19 protein-coding genes are annotated in these 20,456 nt (G+C 59.5%); 4 read left to right on the top strand and 15 right to left on the bottom strand.

Annotated elements, in window-relative coordinates:
- Positions 1-23: 23 nt before the first annotated feature.
- The 4 genes from cueR to HK436_RS24665 are packed head-to-tail and all read right to left on the bottom strand — an operon-like array spanning position 24 to position 4,351.
- Positions 24-497: a Cu(I)-responsive transcriptional regulator gene (cueR, locus tag HK436_RS24680; protein ID WP_173194320.1), complete on the bottom strand. Its 474-nt coding sequence runs from the start codon at positions 495-497 to the stop codon at positions 24-26.
- 27 nt (positions 498-524) lie between these two features.
- A complete protein-coding gene (locus HK436_RS24675) occupies positions 525-1,544 on the bottom strand; it encodes a 2Fe-2S iron-sulfur cluster-binding protein (protein WP_173194318.1) in 1,020 nt (339 codons plus the stop codon).
- A 15-nt stretch (positions 1,545-1,559) separates the two neighbouring features.
- Entirely contained in the window at positions 1,560-1,826 is a 267-nt protein-coding gene (locus HK436_RS24670) for a glutaredoxin family protein (RefSeq protein WP_173194316.1), read from the bottom strand.
- Positions 1,827-1,879: 53 nt separating this feature from the next.
- Complete coding sequence (locus HK436_RS24665; protein ID WP_244649430.1) at positions 1,880-4,351, bottom strand: heavy metal translocating P-type ATPase; 2,472 nt, start codon at positions 4,349-4,351, stop codon at positions 1,880-1,882.
- Between the two features lie 229 nt (positions 4,352-4,580).
- Here HK436_RS24665 and HK436_RS24660 point away from each other — a divergent pair, with 229 nt between their 5' ends.
- On the top strand, positions 4,581-4,784 hold the full coding sequence (locus tag HK436_RS24660; protein ID WP_173194312.1) for a heavy-metal-associated domain-containing protein: 204 nt from the start codon (positions 4,581-4,583) through the stop codon (positions 4,782-4,784).
- 147 nt (positions 4,785-4,931) lie between these two features.
- Here HK436_RS24660 and HK436_RS24655 read toward each other — a convergent pair whose 3' ends face one another.
- From HK436_RS24655 to HK436_RS24635, 5 genes are all read right to left on the bottom strand, one after another.
- Complete coding sequence (locus HK436_RS24655; protein ID WP_194248642.1) at positions 4,932-5,681, bottom strand: amino acid ABC transporter ATP-binding protein; 750 nt, start codon at positions 5,679-5,681, stop codon at positions 4,932-4,934.
- Positions 5,682-5,684: 3 nt separating this feature from the next.
- On the bottom strand, positions 5,685-6,695 hold the full coding sequence (locus HK436_RS24650) for an amino acid ABC transporter permease (RefSeq protein WP_173194310.1): 1,011 nt from the start codon (positions 6,693-6,695) through the stop codon (positions 5,685-5,687).
- A 100-nt stretch (positions 6,696-6,795) separates the two neighbouring features.
- Positions 6,796-8,004 carry an amino acid ABC transporter permease gene (locus HK436_RS24645; protein WP_173194309.1) on the bottom strand — a complete coding sequence of 403 codons (1,209 nt, stop codon included), beginning with the start codon at positions 8,002-8,004 and terminating at the stop codon, positions 6,796-6,798.
- Positions 7,989-9,038: an amino acid ABC transporter substrate-binding protein gene (locus tag HK436_RS24640; RefSeq protein ID WP_173194307.1), complete on the bottom strand. Its 1,050-nt coding sequence runs from the start codon at positions 9,036-9,038 to the stop codon at positions 7,989-7,991. The genes HK436_RS24645 and HK436_RS24640 overlap by 16 nt, the downstream gene beginning before the upstream one ends.
- Positions 9,039-9,110: 72 nt before the next feature.
- Positions 9,111-10,286, bottom strand: a complete 1,176-nt coding sequence (locus HK436_RS24635; protein WP_173194305.1) for a trans-sulfuration enzyme family protein — start codon at positions 10,284-10,286, stop codon at positions 9,111-9,113.
- A 108-nt stretch (positions 10,287-10,394) separates the two neighbouring features.
- Between HK436_RS24635 and HK436_RS24630 the strand changes: the two genes are divergently transcribed.
- The 3 genes from HK436_RS24630 (at position 10,395) to HK436_RS24620 (ending at position 14,238) form a co-directional block, all read left to right on the top strand.
- Positions 10,395-11,294, top strand: a complete 900-nt coding sequence (locus HK436_RS24630; protein ID WP_173194303.1) for a LysR substrate-binding domain-containing protein — start codon at positions 10,395-10,397, stop codon at positions 11,292-11,294.
- Between the two features lie 275 nt (positions 11,295-11,569).
- A complete protein-coding gene (locus HK436_RS24625) occupies positions 11,570-13,459 on the top strand; it encodes a multicopper oxidase domain-containing protein (RefSeq protein WP_173194301.1) in 1,890 nt (629 codons plus the stop codon).
- Positions 13,460-13,584: 125 nt separating this feature from the next.
- Positions 13,585-14,238, top strand: coding sequence for a phosphatase PAP2 family protein (locus HK436_RS24620; RefSeq protein WP_173194299.1), 654 nt, complete (start codon positions 13,585-13,587; stop codon positions 14,236-14,238).
- A 77-nt stretch (positions 14,239-14,315) separates the two neighbouring features.
- Here HK436_RS24620 and HK436_RS24615 read toward each other — a convergent pair whose 3' ends face one another.
- The 6 genes from HK436_RS24615 to HK436_RS24590 all read right to left on the bottom strand — a co-directional run bounded on the left by HK436_RS24615 (position 14,316) and on the right by HK436_RS24590 (position 20,444).
- Positions 14,316-15,431 (bottom strand): porin, encoded by a 1,116-nt coding sequence (locus HK436_RS24615; RefSeq protein WP_173194297.1) that lies wholly within the window; start codon positions 15,429-15,431, stop codon positions 14,316-14,318.
- Between the two features lie 599 nt (positions 15,432-16,030).
- Positions 16,031-16,990: a sensor histidine kinase gene (locus tag HK436_RS24610; protein WP_312860756.1), complete on the bottom strand. Its 960-nt coding sequence runs from the start codon at positions 16,988-16,990 to the stop codon at positions 16,031-16,033.
- 393 nt (positions 16,991-17,383) lie between these two features.
- The gene (locus HK436_RS24605) at positions 17,384-18,061 is read right to left on the bottom strand and encodes a winged helix-turn-helix domain-containing protein (RefSeq protein ID WP_173194295.1); all 678 of its coding nucleotides are present in this window, start codon (positions 18,059-18,061) and stop codon (positions 17,384-17,386) included.
- 180 nt (positions 18,062-18,241) lie between these two features.
- The gene (locus tag HK436_RS24600; RefSeq protein ID WP_173194293.1) at positions 18,242-18,520 is read right to left on the bottom strand and encodes a copper-binding protein; all 279 of its coding nucleotides are present in this window, start codon (positions 18,518-18,520) and stop codon (positions 18,242-18,244) included.
- Positions 18,521-18,544: 24 nt separating this feature from the next.
- Positions 18,545-19,024 carry a cupredoxin domain-containing protein gene (locus HK436_RS24595; protein WP_173194291.1) on the bottom strand — a complete coding sequence of 160 codons (480 nt, stop codon included), beginning with the start codon at positions 19,022-19,024 and terminating at the stop codon, positions 18,545-18,547.
- Between the two features lie 46 nt (positions 19,025-19,070).
- Entirely contained in the window at positions 19,071-20,444 is a 1,374-nt protein-coding gene (locus tag HK436_RS24590; RefSeq protein ID WP_173194289.1) for a multicopper oxidase family protein, read from the bottom strand.
- Positions 20,445-20,456: the final 12 nt, after the last annotated feature.

Here is a 20,456-nt window from a genome sequence, read left to right as displayed (position 1 = left end):
ACCTCGGCGTTTCGGAGCGTAGATCAAATCTGTCGGGCCGCAGGGCGTCCTCCAGCTTCACCAAAGCGTGGCGCTGGTCTGTGCTTGCCGTCGCCCGCAAATGCACCGGACTTGTGAGCCAGATCTTCGATGATCGGGCATTCGGGTCTGTCATCGCCAACACAGTGATCGGCGAGGTGTTCGAGTGTCCGGGTCATGGCTTCCAGTTCGATGATTTTTGCTTTCAGTTCAGCAATGTGCGAGAGGGCCAGCGCCTTGACATCGGCACTTGCTCTGCTGCGGTCTTGCCAAAGAGTGAGAAGTCCACCGATCTGCTCGACCGTAAAGCCCAGATCGCGTGCCCGCCGGATGAAGCGGAGCGTATGAACGTCCTGGTCTTCGTAGTTCCGGTAGCCGGCATCCGTTCGATATGCTTTCGCGATCAGGCCGGTGGTCTCGTAGTAGCGGATCATCTTCGCCGAGACGCCGGAAGCCTTCGCTGCCTGCCCAATATTCATCGCTGTCCTGTCCTTCCATTACGCGGCTCAAGCCGCATTCGCCTCGTCGGGTGTGAAGAATACGTCCGCATGAAGATCCTGTGTCCGCAGTCCCCGGTCGCTCAATATCTGGAAAGCTGCGTCGACCATGGCCGGCGGGCCCGCGACGTAGGCTTTCCAACCATCAAGGTCACGTAAATCTTCTGCGACGGCATCGGTCACAAAACCGGTACGCCATATGCTCTGTGGCGAGGCATCCGACAAAACGGCACTAACACTAAGATTGTGGTGTCGCCTCGACAATGTTTCGAAATGGTCTACGAGATAGAGGTCGCGTTCTGATCGCGCTCCGACGTAGATATGGATCGGCTGCTTCATGCCGTGCTCGAGCGCGGTTTCGACGATTGACTTGATCGGCGCTAGGCCGGAACCGCCGGCGATGCAGAGGATCGGTCCGGTATGCATCTCACGTAGATAGGATGAGCCGAAGGGTCCGTCGACCTGGAGCGTGTCACCGACTTTGAGGTTCAAGGCTATGTGAGTGCTCGTTTCGCCGCCTGGAACGCGGCGAACATGAAACTCAAGCTCCTGTTCGCCAGGTTTGTTGGCCATTGAATAGTCGCGCGACGGGGCGCCGGGAAGGGTCAGGCGGGCGTATTGCCCTGCGGTAAACGCGAATGGCCCGCCATCCTCGATAGCCAGCCGGATGCGCTTGATGTCATGCGTGGCGTCGTCGAGTGCTACGACGCGGCAGTGCAGCTTGCGGCGCGGATGGTCGGCTGTCTCGGCGCTGCCGCCCAGCCATGCGATACGCGAATCCACCTTTGGCAATGCCCGGCAAGCAAGCACGAAACCCTCCGCCTTTTCCTCATCGGAGAGTGCAAACCGGGTATGTTCAAGCAAATCGACCTGACCGGAGACGAGACGAGATTTGCAAGAGCCGCATCTGCCGGAGCGGCAACCGTGAGGGTAGGGGATGCCTTCCGCTAACGCCGCTTCCAGGATCGTGCGGCCCTCAGGCACCTCGATCTTGCGGCGGGCTGGTAAAATGTCGACGCGTCTGGTCATGGCAAAGGCTCCGCTTCATGCAGCTTTCGAAGCGCCGAGAGCGCTTAGGATGCCCGGCTTCTGCGCGGCGAATGTTCCGAAAAGAATCCGGTCGCCGATGATGGTGATCGGCGCCACGCGAACACCGGTTCTTGTCTTGGCCTCCTCGGCGATCGCGGGATCGGTCAGATCCTTCTCGACGAAAGGAATGCCTTGCGCATTGAGCCAGGCTTTCAGTGCGTGGCAGTCGGGGCAGGTCGGTGTTGTGTAAACGACGATCCATGCGTGCTGTTGGCTGTTCATATCGAAACTCCTCGGGGATTGGGGGCAGCCCGCCGGATGGCGGCTTCAGACAGTCATTCGGCCGGAACTGGATGAGGCGTGCCGAGCCGCCCTTCCTGGGCGCCGATCGGAACCGGCGCCCGGAAGGACTTCAGGCGCAGCGCATTGCCGAGCACGAAGACGCTGGAAAGTGCCATCGCGCCTGCCGCGATGACCGGCGACAGAAGCATGCCGTACGTCGGATAGAGAACTCCCGCGGCGACCGGGATCAGAAGCGTGTTGTAACCGAAGGCCCAGAACAAGTTCTGGCCGATGTTGCGAAGGGTCGCCTTGCTGAGCGCAATGGCGTTGGTGACACCACGCAGGTCGCCGGACATCAGCACCACATCAGCCGATTCGATCGCCACATCCGTGCCGGTGCCGATCGCGAGGCCGACATCAGCCTCGGCAAGCGCCGGCGCGTCGTTGATGCCGTCGCCCACGAAAGCGACCGCGCGCCCGCCCTGCCTCAGCCGCTTCACCGCGTTGACCTTGCCGTCGGGCAGTACGTCGGCAACAACTTCGTCGATGCCGAGCTGACGTGCAATGGCGTTTGCCGTGCCTCCATTGTCGCCCGTGATCATCGCCACCTTCAGACCAAGCCCGTGCAATGCCCTGATCGCATCTGGCGTGGTCGGCTTAATCGGATCGGCGACTGCGATCACCGCAGCCGGCTTGCCGTCTATGGCCGCGTAGAGCGGGCTCTTGCCCTCGCCAGCCATGCGTCGGGCTGCCGGCAGCAGATCGGATACATCGTAGCCGAGCTTCGTCATGTACCGGTCGGCACCGACCTCTACTCGGTGACCCTCTACAATAGCCGAGACGCCGAAGCCGGGAAGCGCGTCGAACGTTTCAGTCGCGGCAAGCGACAGTCCGCGCTTCCTTGCGCTGCCCACAATTGCTTCCGCAATCGGATGCTCGGAACGCGCCTCCACTGCCGCAATCAGCGCCAGGGCCTCATCTTCCGTGTACCCATTCACAGTCACGAAGTCGGTGAGCTCGGGCCGGCCCTTGGTGAGCGTGCCGGTCTTGTCGAGGGCTATGACGTTCACGTCGCGCAGCGCCTGCAGTGCCTCGCCCCGGCGGAACAGCACGCCCATTTCCGCCGCGCGGCCCGTTCCGACCATGATCGATGTCGGCGTTGCCAGACCCATGGCGCAGGGGCAGGCAATGATCAGCACCGCGACAGCATTCACAAGCGCGAAAGTCAGTGCCGGGTCAGGGCCGAAAACGAGCCAGACCAGGAATGTGAGTGTAGCTGCTGCCATGACCGCCGGCACGAACCACATCGTGACCTTGTCGACGATTGCCTGGATCGGCAGCTTGGAACCTTGCGCCTGCTCGACCATGCGGATGATCTGCGCGAGGACAGTGTCCGCGCCGACCTTTTCCGCACGAAAGGAGAATGAACCTGTCTTGTTGATTGTGCCGCCGACGACTTCGGCGTCGACACTCTTCGCAACCGGGATCGGTTCGCCTGTGATCATGCTTTCGTCGACATAGCTCGAGCCTTCGACGATTAGGCCGTCGACCGGGACTCGCTCGCCCGGACGGACCTGAACGACGTCGCCCGGCTGAACCTCCGTAAGCGGGATTTCGACTGCCTCGCCATCGCGCAGAACACGCGCTGTCTTTGCCTGAAGCCCCATCAGTCGCTTGATCGCTTCCGAGGTTCTGCCTTTCGCACGCGCCTCAAGGTAGCGGCCGAGCAGGATGAGGGTCACGATTACGGCGGCCGCTTCGTAATAGACATTTGCGGTGCCCTGCGGGAGGACACTGGGAACAAATGTTGCGACAAGAGAATAGCCGTAGGCGGCCGCTGTCCCGAGCGCCACCAGGGAGTTCATGTCGGGTGCGCCGCGCAGGAGCGCGGGCACGCCCTTCTTGAAGAACCGCAGGCCAGGGCCGAACAACACCAGGCTGGTCAAAGCGAACTGCAGATACCAGGCTTGCGGATGGCCGATCGTCGTCATGACCCAGTGATGCATGCCCGGCACAACGTGGGAGCCCATTTCGAGCACGAACACCGGCAGGGTCAGAACAGCCGCAACCAGAAGATCGCGGCGAAGCCCCTGCGTTTCCGCTTCCCGCCGCTCTCCTTCGATGTCGGCAGGGGCGTTGTCCGTGAGCGGGCGCGCTTCGTAACCGGTGGCCTCGACGGCTGCCACGAGATCGCCGAGGGTCAGCGCGCCGGGGACATATTCCACATGGGCGCGCTCGGTCGCCAGGTTGACGGTAGCACTCGTTACGCCGGAAAGGCGGGCAAGCGCTTTCTCAACCCGACCGACACACGACGCGCAGGTCATGCCGTCAATCGCCAGTTCGGTCGTTTCCCCGCGAACGGCATACCCCGAGCTTTCAATCGCTCGCACAACACCGGCGACATCCGGCTCACCTGAAAATGTGACTTCCGCACGTTTTGTCGCAAGGTTGACTGAAGCAGCGGCAATGCCTGGCGTTGCTTTCAATGCTCTCTCGACGCGACCGACGCACGACGCGCAGGTCATGCCTTCGATGGGAATCGTGATTGTTCCATCGCTCCCGGGGAAACGTGTTTCTTTGCGCTGAAGCGCGTTTGTGGCAGCCATTGCATCCACTCCTGTTGAATCGAATGGACGGAAGGTGGGGCTTCCAACGATTGGAAGGTCAATGGGGCGCCGGATCTTTTTTCACCTTGACCTTACCACGGTGGCAAACCCTAGCTTTTGACGAGTGAGCAATAAGGAGACCACCAAAATGCTTCGTTTCAACATCCCCAACATGACCTGCGGCGGCTGCGCCGGTTCGGTTACCAAGGCCCTGCAGAGCGTCGATGCTCAGGCAAGGATTTCGGCCGATCCGGGCTCGCGCGAAGTCACGGTAGAGAGTGCCGCTGATGAGCAGCGTTTCCTCGCGGTTCTGGAGGAAGCTGGCTATCCGGCGGTACAGGTAGCAGGCTGAGGACGCCAGTCGGCCGCAGGCGTCGCGGTGGATGTTCAATGTGTCCGCCGGTGTGATTGCGCCCATTTCGATGTGTGAACCGGAATGGACGCAACCTGCTCGGGCGCTGGGATCGATGCTTCCGGACCTGCCGGGTGCGGAAGCATCTCAACTTTGGCAAATCTGGGCGACAAAATCGCGCGCTCTCGAAGTTTGGGGCGAGCCGAAGAATTCGTTGGGCGGGGCCTTCTCCACGATCCGGCCCTCGGCCATGAACACCACATCATGACAGACGCGCCGAGCGAAGCCCATTTCGTGCGTGACCACGATCATCGTGCTTCCTGCTTCGGCCAACTCCACCATCAGTTCGAGCACGCCGCCGATTGCTTCAGGGTCAAGTGCCGACGTCGGCTCGTCGAACAGGAGTACTTCCGGCTTCATGGCCAATGCACGCGCAATGGCAACTCTCTGCTGCTGACCGCCAGAAAGCGATGCGGGCATTTTGTGCGCGTGCCCAGCAAGACCGACCGTTGCAAGCAGCGACGCCGCGCGTGTCTCCGACTCGTCGCGCGAGAGCCGCATATTGATTCTTGGCGGGAGAGCGACATTGTCGAGCACCGTAAGATGCGGAAAGAGATTGAAGTTCTGAAAAACCATGCCAACCTTCCTGCGCAACGCGACGAGGTCTCGTGCCCTGTGGCCGACGGGGTTGGCACCGAACCGAACCTCTCCGGTGTCCCAATCTTCCAAGCCATTCAGACAGCGCAGAAGCGTGGACTTGCCGGAACCGGACGGACCGCAAAGCACGAGGCATCGACCACGTCCTACCGTCAACTCTATGTCGACCAGAGCTTGAAAGCCGCCGAACGATTTCGACAGCCCTTCAACCGTGATTGTAGGAATTTCGTTTTCCGGCAAAGCTCATACCCCCGCAGCTCTAGATTGGCCCTCGCCGAGACGGCGCTCCAGACTGTCGCCGACACGCGTGAGAAAGAAACAGAAGCTCCAATAGACTAGACCGACAAACACATATCCTTCTGTCGCCAGTCCAAGCCATTGGGGATCAGCGATCGCTGCGGTGACAATGTTGAGGAAGTCAAAAAGGCCGACGACCAGGACATAGGTGGTATCCTTGAAGAGCGCCACCACGGTATTGAGGATGCCGGGTAGCACCGCTCTGATCGCCTGAGGGATGAGGATGTATGCCTGCGCGTTCCAGAATGTGAAGCCGAGCGCGGCCGCGGCTTCACCCTGTCCCTTGCCGATGCTTTGCAGCCCGCCACGGAACACCTCCGCGAGGTAGGACGAGGTGTACAGCGAAATCCCGATCAGTGCCAGCGCGAGACGGGGAAATTCCGTTCCCGGCGGCAAGATTAGCGGCACCATAACCACGGCGATAAATAGGACCGCGATCAGTGGTAAGCCACGCCAGACCTCGATGAAGACAGTTGCGAGCACATACAACGCTGGCAAGCGTGACATGCGGGCAAGTGCCAGTAGGAAACCAATGGGGAAGGCCGATACGAATGCCACGGTTCCGACGTAGACGGTCATCGTCATGCCTCCCCACTGGGTCGTGGGGACGAGCGTCAGTCCAAGCAGTTCGCCATGCAGGATCAGGGTCGAGAAGACTGGATAAGTTGCCAATACAAATACGACGATCGGTGTGCGCCATCGGAAAGCGGGGCCGAGGGCCAGGCCCAGGGCGATGATCGGTGCCAGTAGCGCGACGGCGGCGCGCCAGCGCTCCTGTGAAGGGAAGAACCCGAAGGCAAACTGCGGTAGCCGGCTTATTACAAAGGCCCAGCATGCTCCATCCGGATCGCAGCCTTGCCGGTTTTCGGCTGACCAGGTCGCATCAAATATGGCCCACTGCAGGAGCGCGGGAACCAACATGGCCAAGGCCAGCAGGAAGATCGCCCATACTGCCATGCTGAAGGGACGGTCGCGCAGTGTTTTGAAGGCGGACCATGCCAGGTTCGGTTTGGGTCCGCCAGGGGCCGGCTCCGGTGTAATGCAACAGCGTCTATCGTCATCGCTGCTTCAACCCTTTTCGACTGTTGTATGCCGCGGAGGCCGACCCAAGCGCGACGTTGATCGTCAGATATACAAGCGCCGTCAGGATGACGATCTCGACAGCGCGGCCAGTCTGGTTGAGCGAGGTGCCGAGGAAGACGTTCACGAGATCGGGAAAACCTACAACCGTCGCCAACGAGGAAGCTTTTACAAGATGCACGTATTGATTGGTGATTGGCGGAATCATCAGGCGCATTGCCTGCGGCAACACGATGCGGCGTTGGATGAAGCCATGCCTGAAACCGAGCGCACGGGCCGCTTCAACCTGCCCCTTGTCGACGCTGATTATCCCCTGCCGGACGATTTCGGCGATGAAGGCGGCATTGTAGACGACAAGCGCGACAAGCAAGGCCACCAACTCGGGCATGAGCTTTATACCGCCGTTGAAATCGAACCCGCCTAGTTTTGGGCGTTCCCACTCGAGAAGTACTGCTGCGGCCAGCATCGAACCTGCGGCAAGCATGGCTGCGACCAACATAGGTGCTCTTTCTCGTGCCCGGCTGACTGGTACGCGAGGGCGCGTCAGATAGGCAGCTACAGCGGATACCAATCCAAGAACAAATAGGCCTGCAGCAAACGTGGTGTTTGGTCCTGCGAGGGGAGCGGGAAGATAGATGCCGCGATTGCTGAGAAAGAAGCCGCCGCCGAGGTTGAGGGCGTCGCGCACAACGGGAAGCGATCGTAGCGCCACCGTTTGCGTGAAGATAAGGATCAGGAGGAGCGGAACGTTGCGGACCGCCTCGACATAGACTTTTGCCATGACCCGGATAGGTCTGGCCGGCGCGCTCCGCGCAAGCCCGACGGCGACGCCGAGGAGGGTTGCCAGAACGAGCGCCATGCTGGCCACGAACAAAGTGTTCAGGATGCCGGCTATATAAATCCGCCCGTATGTCGCCTCGGCGGTCATCGGGATCAAGCTGAAGCTCATGGAAAAGCCGGCTTCTTGCCAAAGGAAGCTGAATCCGCCGGTGAGCCCGGTCGCCTCCAGGTTGCGCACGACATTAAGGCTGAAATAGCCGAATGCGAATGCAGCGCAGAGAACGACCAGAACCTGATAAATGAGCGCACGACGGCGCCGTTGCACTCGTCGCTCACGGTTGTTGAATCGCTTCCCCATTGCATCGTCTATCGCGGATGGTGGAGAAGGGCTCACCGCCTCGGCCAAGGTTGACACGGCTCAGCGCACCGGGGAGCGTAGAGCAGGCCGCCTTCGGACCAGAGTTTGTTTCTCCCGCGCTCGACGTTGGCTTTGCTCTTGGAGCCGAGGGTGCGCTCGAACAACTCTTCGTAATTCCCGACAGCCGAAATGACGTTGACGGCCCAGTCGTTTTCAACGCCCATCATCGCGCCGAAACCACCTTCCGAACCGAGAAGACGTTTAACTTCCGGCTTTGATGCGGTTTCTGCCATTTCGACTGCGTTAGCTTGAGTAATTCCCAACTCTTCACCGATAATCAGTGCATAAAGTGTCCATTCGACGACATCCTCGAATTGCGGATCGTCTTGGCGCACCACGGGCCCCAGCGGCTCCTTGGAAATTATGTCCGGCAGAATGACGTAGTTGTCCGGTTCCGAGAGGCCGAGACGATAGGAAGCAAGGCCGCCAACTTCGTTGGTGTATGCGTCACAGCGGCCAGCCTCGAGATTGGCTGTGCTTTGGTCAGGGGAGCTTACGGTGATCGGCGTATATTCCAGGCCGTTGGCGCGGAAATAGTCCGCCAGATTGAGCTCGGTGGTGGTGCCCGAGGTTACGCAGATCGAGGCTCCGGATAGCTGAGCCGCTTCTGCAATGCCGCTATCCTTGCTGACCAGGAACCCCTGTCCGTCGTAGAGGTAAACTCCAGCCCACTCAAAGGCGAGATCGTTGTCGCGCGAAAAGGTCCACGTTGCCGACCGGGCGAGCATGTCGACGCTTGACGACTGGAGCGAGGCAAAGGCATTCTTGAACTCGAGCGGAACGAAGTTCACCTTTGTGCCGTCGCCAAGAACGGCGGCCGCGACCGCTCGGCAAAAATCCGCCTCGAAGCCCGTCCAGTTACCCTGGTCATCAAGCGTGCTCTTGCCGATCGACGTGCCGGTGCTGACGCCGCAGTTCAGCTCGCCCCGCTGCTTGATGGTATCGATTGTGACGCCAGCATGTGCGGTAAACGGCATCGCGATTGCGGCAGCCGCAAGGTATAGAGGCTTCAGTTCTTTCATATCCATCTCCTCCATTGCGCCGTTTAGCACTTCATCTACTCGGTCGTGGCGCTGCGACCAGTCGCGCGGTTCTTACTGGGCGGCATTCTCGAATTGGCGCATGTACCGTTCGAGGCCGAGTTCCAGATCGTCGCGGAGATCCTCCGCTGCTTCCAGTCCGATACTTATTCGTACGAGCGGGCCTGTATCTGCCCAGTTCGAACTGCTCCGCATCGCGCGCATGTCTGCCGGCGCCACCAGGCTGTGCAGTCCACCCCAGCTTGCGCCGATGCGGAAAATGCTGAGCTGTTCGAGAAACGCGGCCAAGTTGTTGGAGTACCTGGGGTCAAGCAGGACCGAGAATACGCTTCCGGCACCTGCAAAGTCGCGAAGCCATATCGGGTGGCCTGGGTCGTTGACCAGGGCCGGGTGCAGAACTCGAGTTACCCCATCACGCCCGTCGAGCCATCGTGCGAGTTCCAATGCCGTGGCCGATTGCCGATCCATGCGCACGGATAGCGTTCCAAGACCACGTAGCGTGAGGTAGCAGTCGTCGGGCGAGACGCCGTAACCCAGAGCCTTCATCCGGTCCTTGAGCCGCCGGAAGCGCGATTGATCTGCAACGGCGACTGATCCCATGAGGACATCGGAATGGCCGCTCACATATTTCGATAGGGCCTGAACGGCATAGTCTACGCCGTGCGAAAGAGCTTGGAATCCAAGTGGTGAGGCCCACGTTGCGTCGGCCGCCACCTCTGCGCCCCGGGCATGGGCGGCTGCGACGATGGCCGGCACATCCTGCATCTCCATTCCAAAGGACCCCGGAGCTTCTACCCATACCAAGCGGGTCCGGTAGGATATGAGGGTGGAGACGTCCGCATCCGGTGGGTAGAAGGTCACGTCGATGCCCAGAGGCGCAAGCAGGGCGTCGGCTGCCTGCCTGGCCGGCCCATAGGCGGATGTGGGAATCAGCACCCCATCGCCCGCCTGAAGAGCGGTCAGGTTTACAAGCGTGATTGCGGCCATGCCGGATGGCGTGATCAACGCCTTCTCAGCGCCTTCCAACGTTGCGATCGCCTTCTCGAGGGCACGCAGGGCGGGGTGGCCGTAGAGGCCGTATGCATAGCCGTCGTAGAACGCACGATGGCGGTCAAGGAACTCGTTCACCGTGTCGAAAACGATGGTCGATCCGCGATGCACCGGCACGGTCAGTGCGGGAAAGGGAAGGTCGCTGGCATCGACATGCAGCAATTTGGTGTCACGCTTCATGGGCTATCGGCGTTCCTGTGTTGGACAGGACCAACATCCGGCAACCCTGGCATGATTTCAAATACTGAAGTGTTCGGACTCTATGCAGAAACCTGATATAGATCCTGAATGAACTTTCGTCAGATCGAAGCCTTCCGAGCCGTAATGATCTGTGGCACCGCGAGCCGTGCCGCCGAAATGTTGCGAATTTCACAACCCGCCGTCAGTAGGCATATCGCTGAACTCGAGGCATCTGCACGGCTAACGCTGTTCGAACGGTCCAGAGGGCGCCTGAAAGTCACTGCCGAGGGCAAGGCCTTTTTCGAAGAGGTGACCAGAGCGTTTACCGGTATCGAAAGGCTACGGTTTGCTGCAGAGAACATTCGCAGCTTCGTCGGTGCCCGCTTGCGAGTCGTAAGCATGCCGGCGCTTGGGCATGCTTTCCTTCCAAGGGTGGTTGGCAGGTTCGCGAGGCAGTTCCCGAATTCCTCGGTGCTGTTGCAGGTACGAAGTTCGGAATTCGTTCGCGAGGAGATCGCGGCGGGCAATTACGATCTCGGCTTCGCCGCCGATGAAATCAACTCCGCCGGGGTTGAAGTGCAGCCTTTTGCCAGTCCCGACGCAGTCTGCCTCTTGCCCCAGGGGCATCGCCTTGCTGGCTATCAAACGGTCAGGCCGGTCGATTTTGACAACGAGCGGTTCGTGACCTTGGCAAATGAAGACGCTGCGCGCAGCCGTTTCGACCGCATTTTTGCGGAGGCAGGCGTTCGTCCGAAGATTGTCAGCGAGACGCAGTACTCGTTGACGGTCTGCAATCTGGTGCGCAACGGCGTCGGTATTGCTCTTGTCAATCCGTTCTCGCTCGATGGTCTCGATCTTACCGGTATGGCGCTCGTGCGCTTTCGTCCTTCCGCGCAATTTAGATCCCTGCTGGTGCGCCCACCAAACGCGCCCCAATCACGGCTGGCGGACGCGTTCCTCGGGATGGCCGAGTTGGAACGCGACAGGCAAGCCGCTGGCTGGCTTTAGTCGTATCATAACGTAAGAGGCCACCGAGCTGCGCAGAACCTTGCGACAATAGGAATTGGCAAAAGAGATTTGCAAGAATCCGATTGACCTTCCAGTAGATGTAAGGTCTAGCCGTTGCCCTCTTTGTAAGGCGTGGCCAGCGCGTCGTACATGTGTTTGGTACTGAACTCCCGTAAGCAGACTCAAGAACTGGCAGCGACGGACGTCGACTTGCTATCGACGCGAACAAGCCGATCCGCCAGGCCACGCAACCTGAGTTCGGAGGAGATATTGTTATGTTCGTCCAGCCCATAGACTACATACTCGCAGTATGGTTCCTCCTCGCTGCCCTGAGCACCGCCTATGTCGCGTGGGACCAGTTCCAACACAATCCCGAGCCGCCCGTCATGAAGTGGGGCTTCGTGCTCGTGACCCTCTACCTCGGACCGGTCGGACTGCTGCTTTATGTTCTAGCGGACAAGGAACCGAGACCCGGTACGCACGAGCAGTTCATCAAGCCGCTCTGGAAACAGGGCCTAGGCAGCACCATCCATTGTGTCGCCGGCGACGCGACCGGCATCATCATCGCCGCGGCCGTGACGGCGATCATCGGCCTGCCGATGTGGGTCGACATCATCGTCGAGTATATGGCGGGCTTCGCGCTCGGCCTGTTCATTTTCCAGGCGCTGTTCATGAAGCGCATGATGGGCGGAAGCTACTGGGAGAATGTGCGAAAATCGTTCATCCCGGAATTCATCAGCATGAACGCGATGATGGCCGGCATGGCACCGGTCATGGCGGTGCTGATGATGGGGCGCGATATGCGCGCCATGTGGCCCGGCGAGTTGCTGTTCTGGGGCGTGATGGCACTCGGCATCGGCGTCGGCTTCTCGGTGGCCTATCCCTTCAACGTCTGGATGGTGTCCAAGGGTATGAAGCACGGGCTCATGACCGATCGTGGCGGCGCGGCGGGCGCCGCGCACCACCGCGGCGCGCACCATCATTCGCCTGCCGAGGCGAAGTCGGCTGGCGGCTACTCGAGCGGCAGCAACGGCGAAAGCCGCCTTTCGCTGGCCTTCGCGCCCACGAGGACGCAGATCACGGCGATGGCCTCCTTTACGACGCTGATGCTAATCGGAGGGTTTGCCTATCCGTTCACGCAGGTGAACATGGCGCTCAGCGCCCACGACGTGGGCGACGTTATCATGCCGCCCGGGATGATCATGGATTTCGACACTCCCGGCGATGCGATGCGTGACATGGCCGCTGTCGATCCTCGCCGCGTCGCATATCGCGCCGGACCGGACGAAACAGGCGGCCGCCCTCTCGAGCCACGCGTCGAGGATGGCGTCAAGGTCTTCGATCTCGAGGCCGCCGTCATACGATGGCAGATTCTACCCGGAGAGTATGTTGATGCGCTGGCTTACAACGGACAGGTTCCCGGCCCGACGTTGCGCGTCACGGAGGGCGACAGAGTTCGCATCAACGTCACAAACAGCCTACCCGAGACCACGACAGTTCACTGGCATGGGCTGATATTGCCCAACGAGATGGATGGGCCGGCCCATGTAACGCAGGAACCGATCGCACCGGGCGAGACGTACAGCTACGAATATGACGTGGGCCAGCACGGCACCTACTTTTACCACACGCACGATCATGTCGACCGCCAGCAGTCGCTGGGCCTCTATGGAACGCTTATCATCGATCCCCGCGAGCCGGGCGATGAGATTGAAGCTGACGCCGAATATACCGTCCAGTTGCAGGAATGGCTTAAGCGCGAGTGGCTGACCTATCCGGCGATGCCAATGGAGGGTGGTTTGCCGAATTTCTTCACGATCAACGGCAAAGCCTATCCCGCGACAGAGACGGTCAAGCTGAAGGTTGGCGAGACGCTGAAGGTCCGCTTCGTCGGCTCGCACACGATGGCAATCCATCCGATGCATATTCACGGCGGGCCGTTCCGGGTCGCCGCCGTCGATGGCGAGACGCTGCCCGAGAGCAACCGCTACCTCGCGGATACCGTCAATGTCGGACCAGGCCAACGCTTTGACGTGCTGTGGCCAGCGCGGCAGCCAGGAAAATGGCTGCTCCACTGCCACATCCCTCACCACACGACAAACAACAACGTCGAAATGGAAGGCGGCGGCGGTCTAATGCTGGTGATCGACGTCTCGGCAGACTGAACGAAAGGCTACGACAGTGGCGTCGGAATTCAGGTGATGGGATGCGGCGCTCGCATCGACTGTCTGGCGCAATTCCCCGCCGGGGCGAAACGCGCCGTTAGGCTTTGTCGCGTAGTTGGAGAAGCATGACCGATGAAAAACCCGCGATTATTCTCAACGGCCGAAACCAGTTCCTAGCCGCAGCGATGTTCGGCCTGCTGGCATTGGCCTTTCTTGCTGACATGCATGCGATTGATCGCTTGCTGCTGGCAGGTCTCGGAGACCCAGGCAATGTTCGGCAGGGATCGGGCATCGTCCACGCGTCGGCATGGGGTCTTACGATGCTCGGAAGTCCGCACTTTTTTGTGCTGGCCTCGGCGATCCTTGTCGGAACCCTGTTAGCTCGACGAGAAATTGATCGAGCGATCTTTGCCGTGCTCACATTGGCCGGAGGGGCGGCCTTGGCATACCTGACCAAAACGGCGTTCGGTATCGCCAAACCCCACCATCTGCCAGGATCAGAGGAGATTGCAGCGACAAGCTTCCCAAGCGGCCATGCAGTCCTTTCCTTGCTCTTGGTATCCACGCTGCTTGTTCTGTGGCCTTCGCCCGGGCGAATTCTACAGGGGGCGGTGTGGATATTGGCGGCAGCAATCGTGCTCGGCGTCGGCGTGAGCAGGGTATTCCTGGGCACGCACTGGCCGTCGGATGTGTTGGCAGGCTGGCTTTTCGCCCTCCTCTGGATCGCTGCCGTTCATCGCGGCACATCCCGTCTCGGAAGGCCTGTTGGCCAAGGGTAACAGCAACCCCGTTCCGTCGTCCAAGGTCTAACATGGATTCCAAGGCGGGCGGGTTTTGCCGCCCGCCTTGGAAGTCATCAGAAGTAGCGGGTAAAGCGCATGAAACCGGACACCGTACCGCCGAGGCCGTCGATTTTGCTGTAGGCAAGCTCGTTGCGGACCTCGAAATTGGTGACCGGCGTCCAGACGGTCGACAACTCGGCAGCGTACGCATCCAGGTTCGTCGTCACGAGACCAGCGTGCAAATTCCGGTAGTAGTGTGCACCCACGGAAGCCGACAGGTTGGACGTAAATTGGTGCTTGTAGGACGCAAGCGCTGACCACTCTGCGCTGATCTTGTCGAACTGCCCGCGCGAATAATCGTTCGCGTTGCTGGCATATGATCCTACAACACGCACTGACGAGCCGGTGGCATTCGGAAGGTTCCACTGCAAGCCGACTTTAGCGGCGTATCCGTCCGAGCCCAGGAAGTCCTCGTCGTAGCCGAATTGCGCCCAGGCGCCGCCCCATCCCTGATTTACGCCGACTTTTGCAACGGCATCTGGAATGTAGCCGTTGCCTGCCAGGGCATCGTCTTCCAGTGAAAGGGTTGCGAAATAGCCCGAGCCGAACGTATGCGTGTACGAAAGCTGCGCCCGCTGCATGTAGCCGTAGCCGAGGCCAGCCCACGAGTGGGTGCCAGGGTAGTTGGAAACGCCCCCTGCCTGAGTCGACGTCCAGGCGGATTCTGTATACCCCATGCGCAAGCCGCCCAGTTCAAGATAGGCTTGGTCAATGTAGGCAGGGCCGTCGCTACCCCCGCCGAGGCCATTTGTTCCGTCCCAATTCGCTTCGACGCGGACATAACTGCGTAGCGTTCCCCAATCGGTCTGAGACCGGGCATCGAAATTGACACGCGTCCGCACGGTCTTGTACCAGCCGTCGGTAAGCTCGCCCCCAGGATGAAAGGTGAGCGGCGGCGTATCGCCTGGTCCGCGACTTTCAGCGCCGATCTGATAATAGACGTAGCCGCCGATCGAAAGACACGTTTCGGTGCCGGGAATATAGAAGAAGCCGGCCCCATAGGTGTCACATATACGGACATACTCGAGGGGTTCGGGCTCGGGCACGGCGTAGACGGTCGGGTCCGCGGCATATGCCTGGGATGCGCCCATAAGCGCGGCAACCGAGCTAAGCATAAGTTTGGTATTCATGGTCCTACCTCCAGATTGGGATTGAAGAGCACGACGCGATTTCAGGAAACGAACCGCGTCGAATGGGACTAGGCCGGGCGAGTTTTTCAGCAGGCTTGCGTGAACTTTACATTGCTGTAAGGGACGCTCGCGGCATTCGTTGGGAACAAGTAGTGTTGCCCATCTGCAACGCAGGCGCGCGATGCACCGCACCATGCCGGTGCTCTTGGTCCGCATTGGTTGCATGGTGGATGCCCGTCGACAGAGGCGGTACCGGTAAGATACAGCCTGCTGTTAAGCCCGTTCGTTTCGTGTATCCGAACTGACGCCGAGCCAAGCCCGAAGAACAGAGATGCGCCCCTGCGCGGTGTTTAGGCGACCACCCGAGTAGCCGCACAATTCGCACCCGATGCTGCTTGGACCCCAGCGCGTGGGTGAGGTCGAGGCTTCTTACACATCTGTAAGATTCGGGACAAACAGCCACAAGAAATGCGGCCTAGCATAAGCCGGTATCCGATGTTGACGCAGCATCCCTGCCTCGTCGACCAAATTGCCCGCCTGTGTGTCTGACCTCCACAGGCGGGCTTTTTTTTGGTCTTCGGTAGATCGGCGTGAAAGCGTCAGGCATGAAGCTTGGTCGGAAACACTACGCGCACGGCCAAACCTGGCGCGCGATCCGTCAGGATAACATGTCCCCCGTGCAGATCGGCAACAGCCTTCACCAGGCTCAGGCCAAGGCCGGTTCCTTCGGTCGTCCTGCTCTTTTCCAAACGGTAGAATCTCTTGAAAACCTTGGTACGTTCTGCCTCCGGGATCCCGGGGCCATTGTCGGCGACCATGAGAAAGGGCCTGCCCTGATGGCAGCCGCTGGCAAGGCGGATTATGGCGCCTTTCTGTGTGTGACGAATGGCATTGGCAATTAAGTTGGCGCACATCTGGCGCAGCAAATCTTCGTCGCCCCAGACTTCCGATCCGCCTCTATCTCCTCCTGGAAGCAAACTCAGTTGCTTGCCCGCTTCGTCCGCGATCGGTTCATGGATTTCATACATTTCCCCCAGAAGTAGCTCAAGGCTCACGAGACCGAAACGCCCGCGGCGCGCACCGGCTTCTATCTGAGAGATCCTCAGCAATGCCTCGAAGGTGGACGAGATCTGAAGAACTTCGGCAAGTGCCCCTTCGAGACGCAACCGAGCTGCGGTGTCCGACCCAGATTTGTCGATGGCATCTTCAAGCGTGAGGCAAAGCCTGCCGATCGGTGTTTTCAGATCGTGGGCAATATCAGTGGTCACTTGTTTCATCGCGGCCACGCTGGCTTCTAACTGCTTTAGGGAGACATTGACTTCGGTGGCTAGGACATCAAGATCGTCCTGTCTGGCTGATACCGGAAGTCTTGTCCCAAGTTGTCCAGCGCCGACGAGTTTCATGGTTGCCGACAACGTTGCGATGCGACGGCGCGTACGGAATGCCAACAGCGCTCCTCCTCCAAGTCCAGCGCCCAGAACGACAGCGGTTGCCCAGCCAAAGCTCAACAAAGCGATCCGTCTCAGGCGATTCGTATCGTCGTAGTTGACGCCGATCACCAACTGCAGTTCGCCAAGAGATCCTCGATAGAGCCTGTAGTTCGTGGTGGATCCGTCCTCGTTCTCGCCGGTAAAGGTCGAAAACCCCTGTGGAACGGAGGGTACCCGGAAGTTTCCCGCGAGGAATTCTCCATCGGAACCGCGAGGAGATAGAGCGTTTCCTGGCCGCGGATTGCGGGACCGTGACTGCCGATCATTGCGGCAGCACCTTCTATTCCACGGGCTTCATATGCTGACTGGATTTCGCGGTAGCGCTCCATAACATGGGAATCCAGCCGTTCGTAGAGATAGGCCGCAACCATGTTGTAGGCGACGACATTTCCTCCGGACAGCGAAGCCAGGAAAAGTGCTACGTACAGCGCCGCAAGACGAAAGGGAGTGCTGCGGACCAGTCTACCGAGGTGCATGCAGACTGTATCCGGTGTTACGAATCGTGTGGATCAACTGAACTGCGAAAGGCTTGTCAATCTTCGCTCGAAGGCGGCTGACATGGGTCTCTACAACGGTGCTCTGCGGATCAAAATTGAAGTTCCAGATCCGTTCCAGCAACATCGTTTTTGTCAGGACGCGTCCTTCATTTTGCATCAGGAACTCCAGCAACGCGAACTCGCGGGGGAGCAACTCGACGCATCGTCCGGCCCGCTTTGCGACTCGCCTTACCAAGTCGAGCTCCAGATCTGCCACTCGCAGAACGGTTTTTTGGTGAGCGATGGGTGGCCGCCTGCCGACCGCATTCAAGCGCGCTAGCAATTCGCTAAAAGCGAATGGTTTGGCAAGATAGTCATCGGCACCTGCGTCAAGGCCTTCTACCCGATCCTCAAGCCCACCCATTGCGGTCAACAGGATAATTGGCAACTTGCTGCCGGCTGCCCGCAAGCTGCGAACTAAGGAAAGGCCGTCGAGGCCTGGGATCATTCGATCGACAATAGCGGCATCGTATGGCTCTCTGAGTCCTGCCGCCAAAGCATCCCTACCGTCACGTAGTACGTCCGTTACATGACCCGAGGATGCGAGGCCGCTCGAGATATAGTCACTCGTCCGCTTGTCGTCTTCGACCAGCAAAATCCTCATATTAATCGCCCTGTTTCGGAGATAGCCTCCTCGGTGATGACCTCGTGCTATGCCCGAGCTGGATGCCTAGCTCGGGTGGGCGTATCCGTTTGCATTTTTTGTGATTTTTTGGCGATCGGAGTCGCTGTAATTCGAAGAACCACCGCCCCGACGGGGGCGGTGGTTGAACGCCAATGGTGACTATTTCAGATCCGTAATCGTCAGCTTTCCGCGTACGCGGTCGGCCACGAACTCGATGTTGCCACCTTCTTCCAGCCTGTCGAGCATGGCCGGGTCCGCGACCTTGAACACCATGGTCATGGCCGGCATGTCGAGATTCTTGAGCTCTTCGTGCGTCACAGTCACCTTCTCTTGGTCGGCCTTGATCTCCTTGACGGTGCCCTTCGTGTATTCTTGCGCCATGACCGGAGCGGCAATGGAGGCGGCTATGGCTGTGGCGATGATGAACTTGGTTTTCATTCTTTGTGTTCCTTCTAGTGAAAGTTACTTCGCAGAAACTTCGACGGCGCCGTGCATGCCGGATTCGTAGTGGCCAGGTATCAGGCACGCGAATTCGAAAGTACCTGCGTTGGAGAATGTCCAGACGATGTTGCCGCGCTTGCCCGCTTCGAGGCGAATGGCATTGGGGTCATCGTGCTCCATCTCAGGAAACCTCATCATCAACGCCCTGTGCTCGGCGTTCTTCTCCTTCTGGTCGAGCACGAATTCGTGGTCGAGCTCTCCTTTGTTCAGGATGCTGAAGCGGACGGTCTGCCCTTCTTTGACCTCGAACGTATTGGGCTGAAAGAGCATCTGGCCGTCTTCGTTTTCGAACATGGTGACGTTGATCGTTCGCGTTGCCTTCTTCGCGTCTCCTGGCATTCCGACCGCCATTTCTTCGTGGCTACCAGAATGGCCTGGTGAGGCGACGGCCACGCCTGCGGAAAGGATCAGTAGTGCGACGGATGCGATTACTGTCTTCATTCGGTCTGTCTCCATTGTTGAAGCTGATGTTGTCGGTCTGTGCGGGTCAGTCGTGGCCGCCGTGTCCGGCTGCTGGTTCTGACGCCGGCTTGGCCGGTGCCTGAGTCTTCGCGCCTGTTGTGCTTGAAGCGGCAGGCAAGTCGCCTGTCCATTCGTAGGCAACGGTTCCTGGCGGGTGCTCATAGTCACCCGGATCCGAGTAATCGTCGGAGGCAATGCCCTCGCGAACCTTAACCACCGAGAACATTCCGCCCATTTCGATAGCACCGAACTGACCCCATCCCGTCATCATCGGGATGGTGTTATCGGGCAGCGGCATCGACATCTCGGCCATGTCCGCCATACCCTTGGTGCCCATCGGCATGTATTCGGGTTGCAGGCGCCGGATCATTGCCGTGACGCGCGATTTGTCAGCGCCGATGAAGGTCGGCACATCGTGTCCCATGGCATTCATCGTATGGTGAGACTTGTGGCAGTGGATCGCCCAGTCGCCCTCATGGACGGCGTCGAACTCATAGGCTCGCATCGCGCCCACGGGAATGTCGATCGATACCTCCGGCCAACGCGCTTCTGGCCTCACCCATCCCCCGTCGGTGCAGGTAACCTCGAAGTCGTAGCCATGCATATGGATGGGATGGTTGGTCATGGTGAGGTTGCCGACCCGGACGCGTACCCGGTCGTTTCTCGAAACCACCAGGGGATCGATGTCCGGAAATATGCGGCTGTTCCAGCACCACATATTGAAATCGGTCATCTCCATGACCCGCGGCACATAGGAACCGGGATCGATATCGTATGCGTTGAGCAGGAAGACGAAGTCTCGGTCTACCCTCATAAATTGCGGGTCTTTCGGATGGATGACGAAAAAACCCATCATACCCATTGCCATCTGAACCATTTCGTCGCCATGCGGGTGGTACATGAAGGTACCGCTCTTCACGAGGTCGAACTCGTAGACGAACGTCTTCCCTGCGGGGATGGCGGGCTGTGTAAGTCCTGCCACCCCGTCCATGCCACAGGGTAGGATCATGCCGTGCCAATGGATGGTGGTATGTTCCGGAAGCTTGTTGGTCACGAAGATGCGTACCCGGTCACCTTCGACAGCTTCGATCGTCGGGCCTGGCGATTGGCCATTGTATCCCCAAAGATAGGCGGTCATCCCGTCGGCCATTTCGCGTTCAACGGGTTCGGCGACGAGATGGAACTCCTTGACGCCGTTGTTCATTTTGTGGGGCAACGTCCAGCCGTTGAGGGTGACGACCGGCTGGTAATCCGGACCGGATGTCGGAACCAACGGTGACTGCGTCGAAGCGCTTTCCATTATCGGCGCGTCTGGCAGGCCCATGGCTGAGGTCTTGGTCCATGCCGCAGCACCAACGACGGTGGCGCCGGCACCAAGCAATTGTCTTCTATTCATCATAGCTCCAACCTT

This window comes from Neoaquamicrobium sediminum (assembly GCF_013240295.1).
Classification (GTDB): Bacteria; Pseudomonadota; Alphaproteobacteria; order Rhizobiales; family Rhizobiaceae; genus Aerobium; species Aerobium sediminum.
Note: the sequence above shows the minus strand (reverse complement) of the source record. Positions and strands in the feature narration are given on the sequence as shown.

Coding starts and splice junctions, on each gene's coding strand:
- cueR (WP_173194320.1), bottom strand. CDS start 497: ATGAATATTGGGCAGGCAGCGAAGGCTTCCGGCGTCTCGGCGAAGATG.
- HK436_RS24675 (WP_173194318.1), bottom strand. CDS start 1,544: ATGACCAGACGCGTCGACATTTTACCAGCCCGCCGCAAGATCGAGGTG.
- HK436_RS24670 (WP_173194316.1), bottom strand. CDS start 1,826: ATGAACAGCCAACAGCACGCATGGATCGTCGTTTACACAACACCGACC.
- HK436_RS24665 (WP_244649430.1), bottom strand. CDS start 4,351: ATGACCTGCGCGTCGTGCGTCGGTCGCGTCGAGAGAGCATTGAAAGCA.
- HK436_RS24660 (WP_173194312.1), top strand. CDS start 4,581: ATGCTTCGTTTCAACATCCCCAACATGACCTGCGGCGGCTGCGCCGGT.
- HK436_RS24650 (WP_173194310.1), bottom strand. CDS start 6,695: ATGGCAGTATGGGCGATCTTCCTGCTGGCCTTGGCCATGTTGGTTCCC.
- HK436_RS24640 (WP_173194307.1), bottom strand. CDS start 9,038: ATGAAAGAACTGAAGCCTCTATACCTTGCGGCTGCCGCAATCGCGATG.
- HK436_RS24635 (WP_173194305.1), bottom strand. CDS start 10,286: ATGAAGCGTGACACCAAATTGCTGCATGTCGATGCCAGCGACCTTCCC.
- HK436_RS24630 (WP_173194303.1), top strand. CDS start 10,395: ATGAACTTTCGTCAGATCGAAGCCTTCCGAGCCGTAATGATCTGTGGC.
- HK436_RS24625 (WP_173194301.1), top strand. CDS start 11,570: ATGTTCGTCCAGCCCATAGACTACATACTCGCAGTATGGTTCCTCCTC.
- HK436_RS24620 (WP_173194299.1), top strand. CDS start 13,585: ATGACCGATGAAAAACCCGCGATTATTCTCAACGGCCGAAACCAGTTC.
- HK436_RS24615 (WP_173194297.1), bottom strand. CDS start 15,431: ATGAATACCAAACTTATGCTTAGCTCGGTTGCCGCGCTTATGGGCGCA.
- HK436_RS24605 (WP_173194295.1), bottom strand. CDS start 18,061: ATGAGGATTTTGCTGGTCGAAGACGACAAGCGGACGAGTGACTATATC.
- HK436_RS24600 (WP_173194293.1), bottom strand. CDS start 18,520: ATGAAAACCAAGTTCATCATCGCCACAGCCATAGCCGCCTCCATTGCC.
- HK436_RS24595 (WP_173194291.1), bottom strand. CDS start 19,024: ATGAAGACAGTAATCGCATCCGTCGCACTACTGATCCTTTCCGCAGGC.
- HK436_RS24590 (WP_173194289.1), bottom strand. CDS start 20,444: ATGATGAATAGAAGACAATTGCTTGGTGCCGGCGCCACCGTCGTTGGT.